The sequence below is a fragment of the Pseudomonas tohonis genome (genome assembly GCF_012767755.2).
GTDB classification, from domain to species: Bacteria; Pseudomonadota; Gammaproteobacteria; order Pseudomonadales; family Pseudomonadaceae; genus Metapseudomonas; species Metapseudomonas tohonis.
The window spans coordinates 3697230-3712420 of sequence record NZ_AP023189.1; the positions used below are offsets into that span (position 1 = coordinate 3697230).

Here is a 15191-nt window from a genome sequence, read left to right on the forward strand (position 1 = left end):
GATCAAGCAAATCAATCGAATTAATAGATTGTTATCATTTGGCGAAAAAGTCTTTTACGTAAGGTTTCAACGGCCTGAGAACACCCTATTTCATGACGTAAGCCATTGATTCCAAAGCATGCCAATTCAACTATCGACGGGATCGATGTAGACCATTACCGATATCCACTTCTTTATCGATTTTTCATCCGTAACATTGGCCCCGTGTTCACTTTCAACCCCACTTGAAATCACGAGGCACCCAAAATGAAAAAGCAAATCCTTGCCATCCTGTTCATCGCTTCCCTGTCCGCTACCGCGTTCGCCCTGCCCCAAGGCGCCGCCCAGACCCAGCAGACAGTCGCCAGTGGCGCCGAGCGCACCATCAATCGCCTGGCTGAAGATGGCTCCGACCGCACTCCGGGCTTCCGTGTCGCCGAAGACGGCTCCGACCGCACTCCCGGCTTCCGTGTCGCCGAAGACGGCTCCGACCGCACTCCCGGCTTCCGCGTCGCCGAAGACGGTTCCGACCGCACTCCCGGCTTCCGTGTCGCCGAAGACGGTTCCGACCGCACTCCGGGTTTCCGCGTCGCCGAAGACGGCTCCGACCGCACCCCGGGCTTCCGTGTCGCCGAAGACGGTTCCGACCGCACTCCGGGCTTCCGTGTCGCTGAAGACGGCTCCGACCGTACTCCTGGCTTCCGTGTCGCTGAAGACGGCTCCGACCGCACCCCGGGCTTCCGTGTTGCCGAAGACGGTTCCGACCGCACCCCGGGCTTCCGCTTCTCCTGACAGGCCGCTGCACAGGTTGCAATCCGACCCAGGAATCCCGTGCGAGGTCTGAGCGATGTACCCAGCCCGTAAATGCTGAAGGCGCCCTTGAGGCGCCTTCAGTGCTTCTACCCGTCCGCTTTTCCAGCCGTCACTCCGACGCCGTAGCCGGTGGCTGCAGAGGGCGCAGCGGAATCGGCGCCGACATCACGATGGACGTCCGCGTCTCGCCGAAGTGGTTGATGCTGCCGACGAAGCGTTCCAGGTGGCGGATATTGCGCGTCACCACCCGCAGGATGAACGAGTCCTGCCCCGTCACATGCAGGCATTCCAGCACCTCCGGCATCTGCTGCAGCAGCGCCACCAGGCGTGCCTTGTCCGGCTGGGGCGTGGTCATGCCGATCAACGCCATCACCTCGTAGCCGGCATGCTCGGCGGACACGCAGGCGCGATAGCCCTCGATCACCCCGGACTCTTCGAGGCGCTTGAGGCGCTCCGATGTCGCCGGCAGTGAAAGCGCCACCCGGCTGGCCAGTTCGGTGAGCGAAATACGCCCTTCGTCCTGAATGGCCTGGAGGATTTTCCAGGATTTGGCATCGAGCTCCATTTTTTAGGCCCCTATCGAAATTCACGTAAGCAATTCAGGCAAAGCCTGATAATTACCATAGTTACTGCATTCAAAGATCGGCATCAGCTCCGCAGAATAAGGCCATCCCAATGACCTCACCGGTGGCCCGGATGGACCTCACGCTGTTCTTCAAATCCGCCCTGATCGGCCTCTCGATCGCCGCCCCCGTGGGCCCTGTGGGCCTGCTCTGCATCCAGCGCAGCCTGGACCACGGCGCCCGCATCGGCTTTCTCAGCGGCCTGGGCGCCGCGCTGGCGGACGCCTGTTTCGGAGCCCTGGGGGCGTTCGGGGTGCAGGCGCTGATCCAGGCCTTCGTCGCGCTGGCCACGCCACTGGCGCTGGTCGGTTCGGGCTTCCTCGCCTGGATGGGCCTGCGCCTGCTGCGCGCCACGCCGGCCCGCCGCGCCGCCGCCCTGGTCGAGCCCGGCAACGGCTGGAAGGCACTGGCATCGGTCTTCGCGCTGACGCTCACCAACCCCATGACGATCCTCGCCTTCATCGCGGTCTTCGCCGGCCTCGGTGCCGGCGCGACGCCCGGTACGGCGAGCGCGCTGCTGATGGTCGCCGGGGTGTTCTGCGGCTCGGCGCTGTGGTGGCTGGCCCTGGCGCTGGGCGTGGCCGCCGTGCGCCACCACCTGGACGCTGGCCTGCTGCGCCGTGTCGACCAGGCGGCCGGGCTGTTCCTGCTCGGTTTCGCCGCCTGGCAGCTGGCGCGGGTCCTGGCCGCCTAGGCCATCTGGGTGATGGTCCGGCGGAACCGGGTCAGGGCGGCGAAGAAGAAGGCGCTGCCGATGCCGATGATGGCCAGGAACTGCGGCCAGACGATGTCCAGCCCCGCGCCGCGATAGAGGATGCCCTGGGCCAGGGCGACGAAGTGGGTGGTGGGCGCCGCCAGCATGATCTGCTGCACCAGCTCGGGCATGCTTTCGCGCGGGGTGGTGCCCCCGGAAAGGATCTGAAGCGGCATCAGCACCAGGATGGTCAGCAGCCCCAGCTGCGGCATCGAACGCGCCACGGTGCCGAGGAAGATGCCCATCGACGTGGTGGCGAACAGGTGCAGCGCCGCCGCCACCAGGAACAGCCCCAGCGAGCCCTCGATGGGCACCGCCAGCCAGCCGCGCACCACGAACACCAGCGACAGCGCGGCGGCCACCAGCACCACCGCGCCCATGGACCAGACCTTGGCCAGCATGATCTCGAACGCCGACAGCGGCATCACCAGCAGGTGCTCGACGGTGCCGTGCTCGCGCTCGCGGATCAGGGCCGCGCCGGTGAGGATGATCGACAGCATGGTGATCTGGTTGATCACCTCCATCACTCCGCCAAACCAGGCCTGGGTCAGGTTGGGGTTGAACAGCGTGCGTACCGTCAGCTCCGCCGGCATCGCCTTCGCCCCCCGGTAGCGGGCGACGAACTCGTTGACCTCGGTGGAAACGATGTTCTGGATGTAGCCCGCGCCGCTGAAGGCCTGGCCGATCTGCGTGGCGTCGACGTTGAGCTGCACCGCCGGGTTGCGGCCGGCGAGCACGTCGCGCTGGAAGTCGGGCGGGATGTCCAGGGTGAAGGTGTAGAGGCCGGTGTCCATGCCCCGGTCCATGCGCCCCTGGTCGATCAGCTCGGGCACGCGGAAGTACGGTGGCTGGAAGGCGTTGACCAGGCGCGTGGAGAGCTGCGAGCGGTCCTCGTCGACCACCGCGATGGGCGCATGGTGCAGGGTTTCCGGGATGCCGGTGGCGGAGCTGTACACGCCCAGGCTGAAGGCCCAGAGGATCAGCACCAGCATCGCGTAGTCGCGCTGCAGGCTGCGGAATTCCTTGAGCCCGAGGTTGAAGATGTTGGCCAGGCTGCGCATGGGTCAGGCCTCCTGTTTCTTCAGCGCGAGCACGCTGAACAGGGTGAGCAACGGGATGGTCAGCAGCAGCGGCACGAAGTAGTAGGCCAGGTCGGCGAAGCCCAGCGCCTTGGAGAACACGCCCCGGCTGATGATGAGGAAATGGGTGGCGGGATAGGCCTGGCCGATCAGCGCCGCCGTGCCTTCCAAGGACGACACCGGGTGCACCAGCCCGGAGAACTGGATGGCCGGCACCATGGTGGCGATGGCGACGCCGAATACCGCGGCGATCTGGCTGCGCATGAAGGTGGAGAGGAACAGGCCGAGCCCGGTGGCGGCCGTGACGTAGCACAGCGCGGCGAGCACCAGGGTCGGGAAGCTGCCCTTGAGCGGCACGCCGAACACGAACACCGCCAGGGCCACCATCAGCAGGAAGCTGACCATGCCCATCGCCACGTAGGGCAGCTGCTTGCCCAGCAGGAACTCCAGCCGCGTGACCGGCGTGACGTAGAGGTTGGTGATCGAGCCCAGCTCCTTCTCGCGCACAACGCCCAGGGCGGTGAGCATCGCCGGGATCATGATCAGCAGCAGCGGGATCACCGCCGGCACCATGGCCTTGAGGCTTTCCACATCCGGGTTGTAGCGGTAGCGCACCTCGACGCTGGCGGCACTCTGGCCGCCCCCTTCGGGCGACTGCCGGGCCAGCTCGGCGAGGTAGCCCAGGTGCATGCCCTGCACGTAGCCGGCGACGGTATTGGCGCGGGTCGGCATAGAGCCGTCGATCCACACGCCGATGGCGGGGCTGGCGCCACGCTTCAGGTCACGGCCGTAGCCGGGCGGGATCTCCACGGCCAGGCTCAGCTCGCCGCTGCGCATGCGCCGCTCCAGTTCCGCGTAGTCCTGGATCGGCGCGCGCTCGATGAAGTAGCGCGAGCCGGAGAGGTTCAGTGCGTAGGCCTGGCTGGTGGTGGTCTGGTCGCGGTCGAGCACCGCATAGGAAAGGTCCTCGACGTCCATGCTGATGCCGTAGCCGATGATGAACATCAGCAGCACGGTGCCGAGCAGTGCCAGGGTCAGGCGGATCGGGTCGCGGCGCAGCTCCATGGCCTCGCGCCGCGCATAGCTGAACAGCCGCTGCGCTCTGAAGCCGTGCCCGGCACGGGCGGTTTCCGTCGGCCGGGTCGCCGGGGCCGCCTCGGCAGGGGCCTTGCCGGCGATGCCGGCGGCCTCCTCCAGGTAGGCGATGAAGGTCGCCTCCAGGCTCGGCAGGCCGCGAGCGGCCACCAGGTTCGCCGGGGTGTCGCTGGCCAGCACGCGGCCGGCGTGCATCAGCGAGATGCGGTCGCAACGCTCGGCCTCGTTCATGAAGTGGGTGGAGATGAAGATGGTCACGCCATCGTTGCGCGACAGGTCGATCATCAGTTCCCAGAATCCGTCGCGGGCCACCGGGTCGACCCCGGACGTGGGCTCGTCGAGGATGAGGATCTCCGGCTCGTGGATCACCGCGACCGCCAGGGACAGGCGCTGGCGGATGCCCAGCGGCAGCGCGTCGGGCAGCTCGTCGGCCACGCCCGCCAGGTCGAAGCGCTGCATCATCGCCGCCACCCGTGCCTCGATGCGCTCGGCCGGCAGGTGGAACAGCCGCGCATGCAGCACCAGGTTCTGCCGCACCGTCAGTTCGCGGTACAGGGAGAACGCCTGGGACATGTAGCCCACGCGCCGCCGCGTGGCCATGTCGCCGGCATCCACCGGCTGGCCGAACAGCGCGCAACTGCCTTCGCTGGCGGGCAGCAGGCCGGTGAGCATCTTCATGGTGGTGGACTTGCCGCAGCCATTGGAGCCGAGGAAACCGAAGATCTCCCCGCGCTCGATGCGGAAGCTGACGCGGTCGACGGCGACGAACTCGCCGAAGCGGCAGGTCAGCCCGTCCGCCTCGATGGCCACGGCGCGCTCGCCTTTTGGCAACGGCGGGATCACCAGGCGGCGGTGGTCGCGGCGCTTCTCCTCCGGCAGCAGGGCGATGAAGGCCGCTTCCAGGCTGTCGGTGCCGGTCTGCGTGCGGATCTCGGCGGGGCTGCCGGTGGCCAGCACGCGCCCGGCGTCCATCGCCACCAGGCTGTCGAAGCGCTCGGCCTCCTCCATGTAGGCGGTGGCCACCAGCACGCTCATGCCGTCGCGGCCCTGGCGGATGCGGCCGATCAGCTCCCAGAACTGGTTGCGCGACAATGGGTCGACGCCGGTGGTGGGCTCGTCGAGGATCAGCAGGTCCGGGTCGTGGATCAGTGCGCAGCACAGGCCGAGCTTCTGCTTCATGCCGCCGGAGAGCTTGCCCGCCGGGCGCTCGCGGAACGGGTCGAGGCCGGTGCTGCGCAGCAGGTCGTCGATGCGTCGCTCGCGCTCGGCGCGGTCGTGGCCGAACAGGCGGCCGAAGAAATCCAGGTTCTCGAACACCGTCAGCGTCGGGTAGAGGTTCTTGCCCAGCCCCTGGGGCATGTAGGCGACGCGCTGGCAGATGGCGCGGCGGTGGCGAGCCGAGCGCATGTCGCCGCCCAGCACGTCGATCTCGCCCTGCTGCATCTTCCGCGCGCCGGCCAGCAACGCCAGCAGGCTGGACTTGCCGACGCCGTCCGGACCGATCAGGCCCACCATGCGGTTGGCGGGGATCACCAGGTCGACCTCGCGCAGGGCGAAGGTCTCGCCGTAGGCCAGGCTGACCCCGGCCAGGCGGGCGACGCCGCCGTCGGAGGCGTTCATCAGGGCACCTTCACCTGCAGGTGCTGCGGCCATTGCCGTTCGGCATCCAGGCGCAGGTAGGCCATGCCGGGCACGCCGGTCTTCACGGCGGTCATGTGCTGCTTGAGCAGCGCCGGGTCGATGCGCGCCTTGACGCGGAACATCAGCTTCTCGCGCTCGCTGGCGGTCTCCACGGACTTCGGCGTGAACTGGGCGACGCTGGCCACGTAGGAGACCTTGGCGGGGATCACGTACTGCGGCACCGCGTCGATGATCAGCCGCACCTCGTCGCCCAGGTGCACGCGCCCGGCCTGGCCGGCGGGCAGGAAGAAGGTCATGTAGACGTCGCCCAGGTCCACCAGGTTGAGCAGCTTGCCGCCGGCCGGCAGCACTTCGCCCGGCTGCGCCACGCGGTACTGCACGCGGCCGGCGCGGGGGGCCTTGAGCAGGCAGTCGTCGATGTCCGCCTGCAGGCGGGCGACGCTGGCATTGGCCGCCTCGATGGCCGACTGCGCCTCGATCACCTGGGACTTGGCCGCCTCGATGCCGGCCTGGGCGGAGATCACCTGGGAGCGCGAGGCGGCCAGTGCCGCCTGGGCGCTCTGCATCACCGCGCGGTCGTCGTCCAGTTGCTGCTGGGGCATGGCGTTGCGCTTGACCAGGGTCTCGGTACGGGCGAAGCGCTTCTGGGTGGCCACCAGTTCCGCCTCGCGCTGGCTGACCACCGCCTTGGCCGTGGCCTGCTCGCTCTCACGCTGGGCCACCAGCGCCTGGGCGGTGAGCCGCGCGTTCTCGGCCTGGCGCACCTGCGCCTGGGCCTGGGCCAGCTGCGCCTGCAGCACCTGGGTGTCCATCTGCGCCACCGGCTGGCCGGGGGTGAGGAAGTCGCCCTCATCCACCATGATCTCGGCCACGCGGCCGGCGAGCTTGGTCGCCACGTCCACCTCGGTGGCTTCGATCCGCCCGTTGCCGCTGGCAAACCCCTCGCCCAGGCCGACCGGCCGCAGCACCCACCAGGCGCCGGCGGCCACCGCCACGGCGGCCAGCAGCGCCGCCGCCCAGGTCAGTTTCTGCTTGCTTGGCTGCTTCATCTTGGTATCCCGAATGGCTGGATTTCGATGGGGAAATCATCCGCCAAACGGCAATGAGTCACTTTGACTCATGTCAGGTCGGGTCTTTTCCGGCCTCTTCCGGCTCGGTTTCCATCCAGCCGAAGCCACGGCAGTCGCAAACGACTTGATGTATGATTGCGCGCCTCGAACACGGCCAACCACGATCAAACCGGCGCCCATGCGCCCCCGGACCGACCATGAACACCAGCGAAACCACCCGCCCCGAGCAACAGCCCCAGACCGAAGGCAGCGCCGAGGCGGCCGCCCCGGCCAAGGCCGTTAAGAAGCAGAACGTGCCCTGGTACCAGACCCTCAAGACCCACGACCGCGGCCAGCGCCCCGGCGCGGCACCGCGCGGCTCGCGCCGTTCGATGGGCAAGCGCTGATCCGGCGCACCGGCACAAAAAAGCCAGCGTGATGCTGGCTTTTTTGTGGGCGCCCGGCGGGGTTACTGGCTGTTCTTCACCAGGCTCATGCGCTTCTCGGTGAACACGCAGATGACGCCTGCGTTGTTGTACATCACCTCGTGGTTGAAGTTGCAGTACGCCGCGGCAACGCTCAGGGGCAGCTGCTCGTTGCTCCAGCGGGCCGGCTTGAACCAGGACAGCTCGCCTTCCTTGCACTGGCGCGCCTCGGCATCGGAGCTGTAGGTGCAAAGCACCGACTGGTCGACTTCGCCCTTGAAGCAACCGGCCAGGGGAAGGAAGCAAAGGCCTGCCAACAGAAGTTTGGTGTGGGTACGCATGACAGCTCCGGAATCGGCATGTGAAGGAATCAGTGCCGATTTGAACCAGCGCAGCGGCGCGGGTTCCGTGGCGTCGGCAAAGATTTCACGTGCGTTCGCTCGCCCTGCCCCAGCGCTCGCGAGGGTGACAGCGGGCTGCAAGCTCGCCGCCACCTGTCATCCCCGCGAACGCGGGGACCCACTGAAGCAGTGCCCATGCCCCCGTCACGCACCAGGCGGCAAAGCTCCGCCGAACGCGCGCATCCCCAGGCTCTGGTGGAAGCGCAGCAGGTAGCCGTCCGGGTCCTGCAGGAGGAAATTGAGTTCACCGTGCGCCTGCTCGTCCTGGCGGTACCAGCGCTCCTCGGCTCCGCGCCGCAACCTCACCCCGGCCGCCTCGATGCGCGCGATCAACGCCAGCGCGTCGGCGCATCGGATCGACAGGTTGAGTCCGCGCCCGAACGGCGCTTCCAGAGGCTCGACCCGCCACTCCGAGGCCTCGCCGTCGTCCTCCTCCAGCATCAGCTGGGCCTCGCCGAAGCGCAGGTAGGCGAAGCGGTGCTCGGGGCGCTGGTACGCCACTTCGAACCCCAGGACACGGCAGTAGAAATCCAGGCTGCGGGCGAAATCGACGACCAGCAACTCCGGGACCAGGGCATTGAAATGCATGATGGGTTCCTTGCTCGGGTGCCCACCCCGCATGGGCGGGCGCGCCACCTTAGCGCAGGATTCACCGACACTAAAAGCGTGGGGCGCGGGTCTATAGTCCCTGCATCTTTCCCATCCGTAACGGAGCCCTCCATGGATACGACCCCGCACAACCTCGCCACCCTCTTCGAGCAGCTCGGCCTGGAGTCCGGGCACGACAGGATCGAAGCCTTCATCGCCGACCACCCCCTCGCCGACGGGCAGAAGATCCACGAAGCGCCCTTCTGGAACGACGCCCAGAGCGCCTTCCTGCGCAACGCCCTGGTGCAGGACGCCGACTGGGCCGTGGAGGTGGACGAGCTGGCGGTGCGTTTGTCGAAGTGAATCGGCGAACAGCCAGGGAAGCACGTCCACGTTCAAATGAAAAAACGGCCCCTGGGGGCCGTTTCGTTTCGCTGCGCAGGTACGCCCGCTCGATCAGAAGTCCTGCACGGTCGGGCGCAGCACCACTTCGCTGATGTCCACGTCCGCCGGTTGTTCCACCGCATAGGCGATGGCCCGGGCGACGGATTCGGCGGGGATCGCCAGCTTGTAGAACTCGCCCAGGGCCTGGCGGCTTTCCTCGTGGGAGCTGCCCAGCTTCAGTTCCGAATCCACCGCGCCGGGGGAGATGACGGTGACGCGGATGTCGCCGCCCACTTCATGACGCAGGCCGTCGCTGATGGCCCGCACGGCGAACTTGGTGCCGCTGTACACGGTGCCGCCCGGGCTGAACACCTTGTGGCCGGCCACCGAGGCGACGTTGATGAACTGGCCGCTGCGCTGTGCCTGGAACACCGGCAGCGCCGCCGCGATGCCGTAGAGCACGCCCTTGATGTTGATGTCGATCATGCGGTCCCACTCCTCCACCGGGGTTTCGGAGAGCGGCGCGATGGCCATCAGGCCGGCGTTGTTGACCAGTACGTCGATGCGGCCGAAGGCGTCGATGCCGCCCTGCACCAGGGCGCGGACCTGCGCCGGGTCGGTGACGTCGGTGGCGAAGGCCACGGCCTTGCCGCCGGCAGCGGTGATTTCGCTGACCAGCGCGTCGAGACGGTCGACGCGGCGCGCCCCGAGCACCACCGAGGCGCCCAGGGCGGCCAGGTGGCGGGCGGTGGCTTCGCCGAGGCCGCTGCTGGCGCCGGTGATGACGATGACTTTGCCGTTGATGTTGCTGCTCATGTCGGGTTCCTCAGGTTGGCTGCCGGCAGGAGGGGTTCCTGCTGCTGGAGGCCAGTATGGAAATCCGATGACGCCCAGGGAATGGAAGGATTAGGATTGCGGAATTCCAGGATCAGGAACAATCCGAAGGCCGCCGACATGCTCAACCGAATGGAAATGCTGCGCATCTTCTGCATCGCCGCCGAGTCCGCCAGCTTCCGCGAAGCCGCCACGCGCCTCGGCGCCTCACCGCAGACGGTGACCCGGGCGATCAAGGACCTGGAGCAACTGGTGGGCGAGCCGCTGTTCCATCGCAGCACGCGCCAGGTGCAGATCACCGCCTACGGCGAACTGCTGGCAGCCCAGGCGCGGGAGACACTGGGCAGCTTCGACCAGCTGTTCCAGCGCCACGTCCGCCGCGGCCGGGACGAGATGGCCGGCCGCGTGGGCGTCACCGCACCGCGTTCGATCGGCCGGCGCTTCGTGCTGCCGCTCTTGGCCGAGTTGCAGCGCGAGCACCCGGAGATCGTGCTGGACATGCGCCTCTCGGACCAGATGACCGACTCGGTCGACGAGCAGATCGACATCGGCGTGCGCATGGGCTTCATCCGCGACCGCCGCTACATCGCGCGCCCCACGGCGACCGTGCCGCTGTACGTGGTGGGTGCGCCGGCACTGGTCGAGCGCGTCGGCGCCCCGGAAGACACCGACGCCCTGAACCGGCTGCCGACCACCGCGCTGATCGACGGCAATACCGGGCGCCTCTGGCCCTGGACCTTCGCCGAGGGCCGCCAGCTGCAACCGCAGCGTGCCGCCTTCACCACCGACGACCAGGAGTGCGAATGCGAGGCGGTGCTGGCGGGCGTCGGCTTCGGGCAACTGCCCAGCTACCTGGTCACCCCGCACATCCGCAGCGGACGCCTGGTTCGGGTGCTGGTCGACGACGAATCGCCGTCCTGGGAGATGTTCGTCTACCGGCCCCAGCGCGGGCCGGTATCGCCACGGGTAAGGCGGGTGTTCGACCGCCTGGTGGAACGGCTTTCCGACCCGCGATGGGTGCCGCTGGAGCCGTAGGATGGCGTAGAGCGCCGCGGAACCCATCGATCCGCCGGCTTGGTGATGCACCGGCGTGTTGGGTCATCGCGAATGAATTCGCTCCCACGCGGGGAACCCGTAGCTCAGATGAAACCCGGCGCATCGTGAACGGAAAATCGCGGGTTGCACCCAAGCGGGCCTCGTAGGATGGCGTAGAGCGCAGCGAAACCCATCGATCCCGTGGCCGCCAGTGCATGGGGTTCGCACGGCCCTACCCATCCGACGGCTGCAGCTGCGGGATCACTCGGCGATATCGATGACGATCTTGCCGAAGGCCGTACCCTGCTCCACCGCGTCGTGGGCGTCGTGGGCCGTGGCCAGGGTGAAACGGCGCGGGTCGAGGATGGGTTTGAGCTTGCCGGCCTCCACCAGGCGCGTGGCGTCGGCGAGGACTTCGCCGTGGTGGGCGCGGCCTTCGCCGATGAGCATCGGCAGCAACACGAACACGCCATTGACGGTCGCCGCCCGCAGCGAGGATGGCGCCAGGCTGTGGGTGCCGAAGGCGGCACAGCTGACCACATGGCCGCGGATGCGCACCGACTCCAGGGCGTCGTCGAGGGAACTGCCGCCCACGGTGTCGTAGACCACGTCGAAGCCCTTGCCACCGGTGAAGGCCGCAACGTAATCGGCCGCCTTGGTGGTGTGGTAGTCGATGGGCGTGGCGCCCAGCCCGCGCACCATCTCGTGCTTGGCCGGCGAAGCGGTGGCGAAGACCTCGGCCCCGAAGGCCTTGGCGATCTGCACGGCGATATGGCCCACGCCGCCGGAGCCACCGGTGACCAGCACCGTCTGCCCGGCGTGCAGGCGCGCGCTGTCCACCAGGCCTTCCCAGGCGGTGAGGAACACCAGCGGCAGTGCCGCGGCTTCGCGCATGCTCAGGTTCTTCGGCTTCAGCGCCAGCAGGCGCCAGTCCACCGCGGCGAATTCGGCCAGGGTGCCTTGCAGGCCGCGCACGCCGCCGACCAGGCCGTAGACCTCGTCACCGACCTTGAAGCGGCTGACGCCCGCACCCACCGCCTCGACCACGCCGGCCAGCTCGGTGCCGAGCACCGCCGGCAGCACCGGGTCGGCATAGGGCGCCCGGCCGGTGCGGATCTTGTAGTCGATGGGGTTGACCCCGCTGGCCTCGATACGCACCAGGACCTGCCCCTCGCCGGCGACCGGGCGGGCGATCTCCTGCTGGGTGAAACGGCCGCTCTGGTAATCCTCGAGCACGAGGGCGCGCATTTTGACGGGGTTCGACATGGGATTCACTCCTTGGCAATCAGCTTCGCCGGGGCCTGGCCCGGCATCCGGCGCCCACTATAGAGCCGCCGCGAGGGCGAGGAAACAGGCACGCCGCCCCACCGGGCGTCAGCGCAACGGCAAGCATCGACGTCGCTGATACTCACCATCAGCCCCTTTCAATTCTCCGATTGCCAGCGCACCGGCAAGATTCGCTCATCGGCCTTGTGCCCCATGAACCGAGATGCCAGCCATGACCGCCCACTCGAAATTCGTCGACAGCAGCTACCTGGTCACCCACGTCACCCTGGATGAATTCCATCTGCACTTCGAAACCGAAGTCGCCGTGTGCCAGGAGGACGGCACCTTCGAGATGCTCCAGGCCCCGACGCCCATCGCCGAGCGTCGTGCCCTGCGCCAGCTGATCCGCAACCAGGCCGCCTGATTCCGGCGGCCCGGTCGCGCCGCCTCAGGCCTTGACCTGGGCGGGGAACGGCAGGGTCCGCAAGCGCACGCCCACCGCCGCATGCAGGGCGTTGGCCAGTGCCGGCGCCAGGGGCGGCACCCCGGGTTCACCCACACCGGTGGGCTGCTCGGTGGACGGCAGGATGTGCACCTCCACGGCCGGCATCTCGTTGATCCGCAACACCTGGAAGTCGTGGAAGTTGGATTGCTCCACCACTCCGTCCTTCAGCGTCACCGCGCTGTGCAGCGCCGCCGCCAGGCCAAAGCCGATACCACCTTCCATCTGCGCCCGGATCACATCGGGGTTGATCGGCACGCCGCAATCCACGGCGCAGACCACGCGATCCACCTTGTAGGCGCCATCGGCCTTCACCGTCACTTCCACCACCTGGGCCACGTAGCTGCCGAAGGATTCGTGCACGGCGATCCCGCGACCCCGCTTCTCGCCTTCGCCACCGGCCTTGAGCGGCTGCTTCCAGCCCGCCTTGTCCGCCACCAGTTCCAGCACGCCACGATGGCGCGGATGCTTCTCCAGCAGCGCGTGGCGGTAGTCGTACGGGTCCTTGCCGGCGGTGGTCGCCGCTTCGTCGATCAGCACCTCGGCAGCGAAACCGGTGTGGGTGTGGCCCACCGAGCGCCACCACTGCACCGGGACGTGGATGTCCTCGGGGGTGGCCAGCTCCACCTGCAGGTTGGGCACGGCGTAGGAGAGGTTCGCCAGCCCTTCTACCGAGGTGTTGTCGATGCCGTCCTTGATCAGGAAGGACTCCATGCCGGTGCCCTTGATGATGGACTGGCCGACGATGCGGTGATGCCAGGCCAGCAGCTTGCCCTCGGCGTCCAGCGCCAGGCGCGCGCGGTGCAGGTAGGCCGGGCGGTAGTAGCCGCCCCGGGTGTCGTCCTCGCGGGTCCAGACCAGCTTCACCGGCGCCTTGATGCCTTTGTCGCGCGCAGCCTTGGCCACCGCCACCGCCTCCAGCGGGTAGTCGGAAAGCGGGTTGGCGCGGCGGCCGAAGCTGCCGCCGGCGTAGAGCTGGGTGATGGCGACCTTCTCCACGGGGATGCCCAGGTACTTGGCCACCGTCACCTGGTCGCCGGTCTGCCACTGCTCGCCGTTCCACAGCTCGCAGGCACCGTCGGAAAGCCGGACCAGGCAGTTCATCGGCTCCATCGCCGCGTGGGCCAGGTAGGGGAATTCGAAGTCCGCCTCGATCAGCTTCGCCGGCTTGGCCAGCGCGGCCTCCACGTCACCGGTGCGCGTGGCCATCAGCCCGGGCTTGCCAGCGCTCTCGCGGTATTTGGCGAAGATCTCGGCGCTGCCCAGTTTGAAGGCCTTGCTCTCGTCCCATTCGATGACCAGCGCGTCGCGCCCCTGGCGCGCGGCCCAGGTGTTCTTCGCCAGCACGGCGACCCCGGCGCGGCCATGGGGCAGGTCGCGGAACTCGACCACCTCCACCACACCGGCGATGGCCTTGGCCTTGCTCGCGTCCACCGTCTTCGGCACGCCGCCGAAGCGCGGCGGGTAGGCGACCACCGCCACCAGCATGCCGGGCAGCTTGAAATCCTGGGTGAAGACGGCACTGCCGTTGGTCTTGTCGTGGCTGTCCTTGCGCTTGGCGGTCATCTGGCCGATGAGCTTGAAGTCCTTTGGCTGCTTGAGCTTCACCTCGGTGGGCACCGATTCCTGCGCGGCCGCCTCGGCCAGCTCGCCGAAGCCGGCCTTGTTGCCGGAGGCGGCATGGGCGACCACGCCATCGCTGACGGTGATGGCCTCGGCCGGCACCTTCCACTTCTTGGCGGCGGCGGCCACCAGCATGGCGCGGGCGCTGGCCCCGGCCTTGCGCATCTGCTCGAAGGAGTTGGCCATGGCGCTGCTGCCACCGGTGCCCTGAAGGGTGCCGAAGGCCAGGTTGTTGTAGACGGCGGCGTTGGCCGGCGCGCCTTCGACCACCACCCGGCTCCAGTCGGCATCCAGCTCCTCGGCCACCAGGGTGGCGAGGCCGGTGTAGGCGCCCTGCCCCATTTCCACGTGCTTGGCGACCACGGTCACGGTGCCGTCGCGAGCGATGCGCACGAAGGCATTGGGTTCGAAGCGCGCATCGGCGGCGAACATCTCGGCAGCGTCCAGGAGCGGCGAGAAGAGCACGCCCAGGGCCAGCCCGCCGCTGCCCTGGAGGAAGGTCCGCCGGCTGATGTTGAGGATGCCGTTGCCCGGCGTGCTCTGGGTTTCGATCTTGCCCATGTCGTCGTTCCTCAGGCCAGCTGGCCGGCTGCTTCGTGGATGGCCGCACGGATGCGCACATAGGTGGCGCAGCGGCAGATGTTGCCGCTCATGGCGGCATCGATGTCGGCGTCGCTGGGTTTGCGGTTGCCCGCCAGCAGAGCCGTGGCCGCCATGATCTGCCCCGACTGGCAGTAGCCGCACTGCACCACGTCGAGCTTGCGCCAGGCTTCCTGCACCGCCTTGCCCACTTCGCCCTCGCCCACCGCCTCGATGGTGGTGACCTTCTTGCCCACCAGCATGGATACCGGCGTGATACAGGCCCGCGTCGGCTGGCCATCCACGTGCACGGTGCAGGCCCCGCACAGGGCCATGCCGCAGCCGTACTTGGTGCCGGTCATCTCGGCGACGTCGCGCAATGCCCAGAGCAGCGGCATGTCGGGGGCGATATCGAGTTCCTTGTCTTGACCATTCAGGTTCAGGGTGATCATCGGCTTTTCCACCTCTACGGGTATGGATTCATGGGGCGCCGGCCACGGTCGGGCCGGTTCAGGGCACGG

16 protein-coding genes are annotated in these 15191 nt (G+C 67.9%); 6 read left to right on the forward strand and 10 right to left on the reverse strand.

Going from position 1 to position 15191, the window contains the following annotated elements:
• Positions 1–246: 246 nt before the first annotated feature.
• The gene (locus HSX14_RS16790) at positions 247–771 is read left to right on the forward strand and encodes a hypothetical protein (RefSeq protein ID WP_175384266.1); all 525 of its coding nucleotides are present in this window, start codon (positions 247–249) and stop codon (positions 769–771) included.
• Positions 772–901: 130 nt separating this feature from the next.
• Here the strand turns inward: HSX14_RS16790 and HSX14_RS16795 are convergent, their stop codons facing one another.
• A complete protein-coding gene (locus tag HSX14_RS16795) occupies positions 902–1357 on the reverse strand; it encodes an Lrp/AsnC family transcriptional regulator (RefSeq protein ID WP_173178098.1) in 456 nt (151 codons plus the stop codon).
• 131 nt (positions 1358–1488) lie between these two features.
• Here HSX14_RS16795 and HSX14_RS16800 point away from each other — a divergent pair, with 131 nt between their 5' ends.
• Positions 1489–2109, forward strand: coding sequence for a LysE family translocator (locus HSX14_RS16800; RefSeq protein WP_173178097.1), 621 nt, complete (start codon positions 1489–1491; stop codon positions 2107–2109).
• Here HSX14_RS16800 and HSX14_RS16805 read toward each other — a convergent pair.
• The 3 genes from HSX14_RS16805 to HSX14_RS16815 are packed head-to-tail and all read right to left on the reverse strand — an operon-like array spanning position 2106 to position 7033.
• Positions 2106–3230, reverse strand: a complete 1125-nt coding sequence (locus HSX14_RS16805) for an ABC transporter permease (protein WP_173178096.1) — start codon at positions 3228–3230, stop codon at positions 2106–2108. The genes HSX14_RS16800 and HSX14_RS16805 overlap by 4 nt on opposite strands.
• 3 nt (positions 3231–3233) lie before the next feature.
• A complete protein-coding gene (gene rbbA, locus HSX14_RS16810; protein ID WP_173178095.1) occupies positions 3234–5963 on the reverse strand; it encodes a ribosome-associated ATPase/putative transporter RbbA in 2730 nt (909 codons plus the stop codon).
• Positions 5963–7033: an HlyD family secretion protein gene (locus HSX14_RS16815; RefSeq protein ID WP_173178094.1), complete on the reverse strand. Its 1071-nt coding sequence runs from the start codon at positions 7031–7033 to the stop codon at positions 5963–5965. The genes rbbA and HSX14_RS16815 overlap by 1 nt, the downstream gene beginning before the upstream one ends.
• Before the next feature lie 218 nt (positions 7034–7251).
• On the opposite strand from HSX14_RS16815, the gene HSX14_RS16820 reads away from it, so the two are divergent.
• A complete protein-coding gene (locus tag HSX14_RS16820; RefSeq protein ID WP_173178093.1) occupies positions 7252–7440 on the forward strand; it encodes a hypothetical protein in 189 nt (62 codons plus the stop codon).
• 62 nt (positions 7441–7502) lie between these two features.
• On the opposite strand, the gene HSX14_RS16825 is transcribed toward HSX14_RS16820, so the two are convergent.
• On the reverse strand, positions 7503–7799 hold the full coding sequence (locus HSX14_RS16825; RefSeq protein ID WP_173178092.1) for a hypothetical protein: 297 nt from the start codon (positions 7797–7799) through the stop codon (positions 7503–7505).
• Positions 7800–8003: 204 nt separating this feature from the next.
• Positions 8004–8447, reverse strand: a complete 444-nt coding sequence (locus HSX14_RS16830) for a bleomycin resistance protein (protein ID WP_373874713.1) — start codon at positions 8445–8447, stop codon at positions 8004–8006.
• Between the two features lie 132 nt (positions 8448–8579).
• On the opposite strand from HSX14_RS16830, the gene HSX14_RS16835 reads away from it, so the two are divergent.
• Entirely contained in the window at positions 8580–8810 is a 231-nt protein-coding gene (locus HSX14_RS16835; protein ID WP_173178091.1) for a DUF2789 domain-containing protein, read from the forward strand.
• Positions 8811–8903: 93 nt separating this feature from the next.
• Here the strand turns inward: HSX14_RS16835 and HSX14_RS16840 are convergent, their stop codons facing one another.
• Positions 8904–9647 carry an SDR family oxidoreductase gene (locus HSX14_RS16840; RefSeq protein ID WP_173178090.1) on the reverse strand — a complete coding sequence of 248 codons (744 nt, stop codon included), beginning with the start codon at positions 9645–9647 and terminating at the stop codon, positions 8904–8906.
• A 138-nt stretch (positions 9648–9785) separates the two neighbouring features.
• On the opposite strand from HSX14_RS16840, the gene HSX14_RS16845 reads away from it, so the two are divergent.
• Positions 9786–10700 (forward strand): LysR family transcriptional regulator, encoded by a 915-nt coding sequence (locus HSX14_RS16845; protein ID WP_173178089.1) that lies wholly within the window; start codon positions 9786–9788, stop codon positions 10698–10700.
• 261 nt (positions 10701–10961) lie between these two features.
• Here the strand turns inward: HSX14_RS16845 and HSX14_RS16850 are convergent, their stop codons facing one another.
• Entirely contained in the window at positions 10962–11966 is a 1005-nt protein-coding gene (locus HSX14_RS16850; protein WP_197970197.1) for a zinc-dependent alcohol dehydrogenase family protein, read from the reverse strand.
• A 232-nt stretch (positions 11967–12198) separates the two neighbouring features.
• On the opposite strand from HSX14_RS16850, the gene ptrC reads away from it, so the two are divergent.
• Positions 12199–12390, forward strand: a complete 192-nt coding sequence (ptrC, locus tag HSX14_RS16855) for a type III secretion system co-regulatory protein PtrC (RefSeq protein ID WP_173178088.1) — start codon at positions 12199–12201, stop codon at positions 12388–12390.
• Between the two features lie 24 nt (positions 12391–12414).
• On the opposite strand, the gene HSX14_RS16860 is transcribed toward ptrC, so the two are convergent.
• Both HSX14_RS16860 and HSX14_RS16865 read right to left on the reverse strand, forming a co-directional pair.
• Entirely contained in the window at positions 12415–14652 is a 2238-nt protein-coding gene (locus tag HSX14_RS16860) for a xanthine dehydrogenase family protein molybdopterin-binding subunit (protein ID WP_173178087.1), read from the reverse strand.
• An 11-nt stretch (positions 14653–14663) separates the two neighbouring features.
• Positions 14664–15122 (reverse strand): (2Fe-2S)-binding protein, encoded by a 459-nt coding sequence (locus HSX14_RS16865; RefSeq protein WP_173178086.1) that lies wholly within the window; start codon positions 15120–15122, stop codon positions 14664–14666.
• Positions 15123–15191: the final 69 nt, after the last annotated feature.

Bases quoted from the DNA above. Each gene is read 5' to 3' on its own strand.
- HSX14_RS16805 (WP_173178096.1), bottom strand. From the start codon at position 3,230: ATGCGCAGCCTGGCCAACATCTTCAACCTCGGGCTCAAGGAATTCCGC.
- HSX14_RS16815 (WP_173178094.1), bottom strand. From the start codon at position 7,033: ATGAAGCAGCCAAGCAAGCAGAAACTGACCTGGGCGGCGGCGCTGCTG.
- HSX14_RS16860 (WP_173178087.1), bottom strand. From the start codon at position 14,652: ATGGGCAAGATCGAAACCCAGAGCACGCCGGGCAACGGCATCCTCAAC.
- rbbA (WP_173178095.1), bottom strand. From the start codon at position 5,963: ATGAACGCCTCCGACGGCGGCGTCGCCCGCCTGGCCGGGGTCAGCCTG.
- HSX14_RS16820 (WP_173178093.1), top strand. From the start codon at position 7,252: ATGAACACCAGCGAAACCACCCGCCCCGAGCAACAGCCCCAGACCGAA.
- HSX14_RS16830 (WP_373874713.1), bottom strand. From the start codon at position 8,447: ATGCATTTCAATGCCCTGGTCCCGGAGTTGCTGGTCGTCGATTTCGCC.
- HSX14_RS16790 (WP_175384266.1), top strand. From the start codon at position 247: ATGAAAAAGCAAATCCTTGCCATCCTGTTCATCGCTTCCCTGTCCGCT.
- HSX14_RS16825 (WP_173178092.1), bottom strand. From the start codon at position 7,799: ATGCGTACCCACACCAAACTTCTGTTGGCAGGCCTTTGCTTCCTTCCC.
- HSX14_RS16800 (WP_173178097.1), top strand. From the start codon at position 1,489: ATGGACCTCACGCTGTTCTTCAAATCCGCCCTGATCGGCCTCTCGATC.
- HSX14_RS16850 (WP_197970197.1), bottom strand. From the start codon at position 11,966: ATGTCGAACCCCGTCAAAATGCGCGCCCTCGTGCTCGAGGATTACCAG.
- HSX14_RS16840 (WP_173178090.1), bottom strand. From the start codon at position 9,647: ATGAGCAGCAACATCAACGGCAAAGTCATCGTCATCACCGGCGCCAGC.
- HSX14_RS16845 (WP_173178089.1), top strand. From the start codon at position 9,786: ATGCTCAACCGAATGGAAATGCTGCGCATCTTCTGCATCGCCGCCGAG.
- HSX14_RS16835 (WP_173178091.1), top strand. From the start codon at position 8,580: ATGGATACGACCCCGCACAACCTCGCCACCCTCTTCGAGCAGCTCGGC.
- HSX14_RS16795 (WP_173178098.1), bottom strand. From the start codon at position 1,357: ATGGAGCTCGATGCCAAATCCTGGAAAATCCTCCAGGCCATTCAGGAC.
- ptrC (WP_173178088.1), top strand. From the start codon at position 12,199: ATGACCGCCCACTCGAAATTCGTCGACAGCAGCTACCTGGTCACCCAC.
- HSX14_RS16865 (WP_173178086.1), bottom strand. From the start codon at position 15,122: ATGATCACCCTGAACCTGAATGGTCAAGACAAGGAACTCGATATCGCC.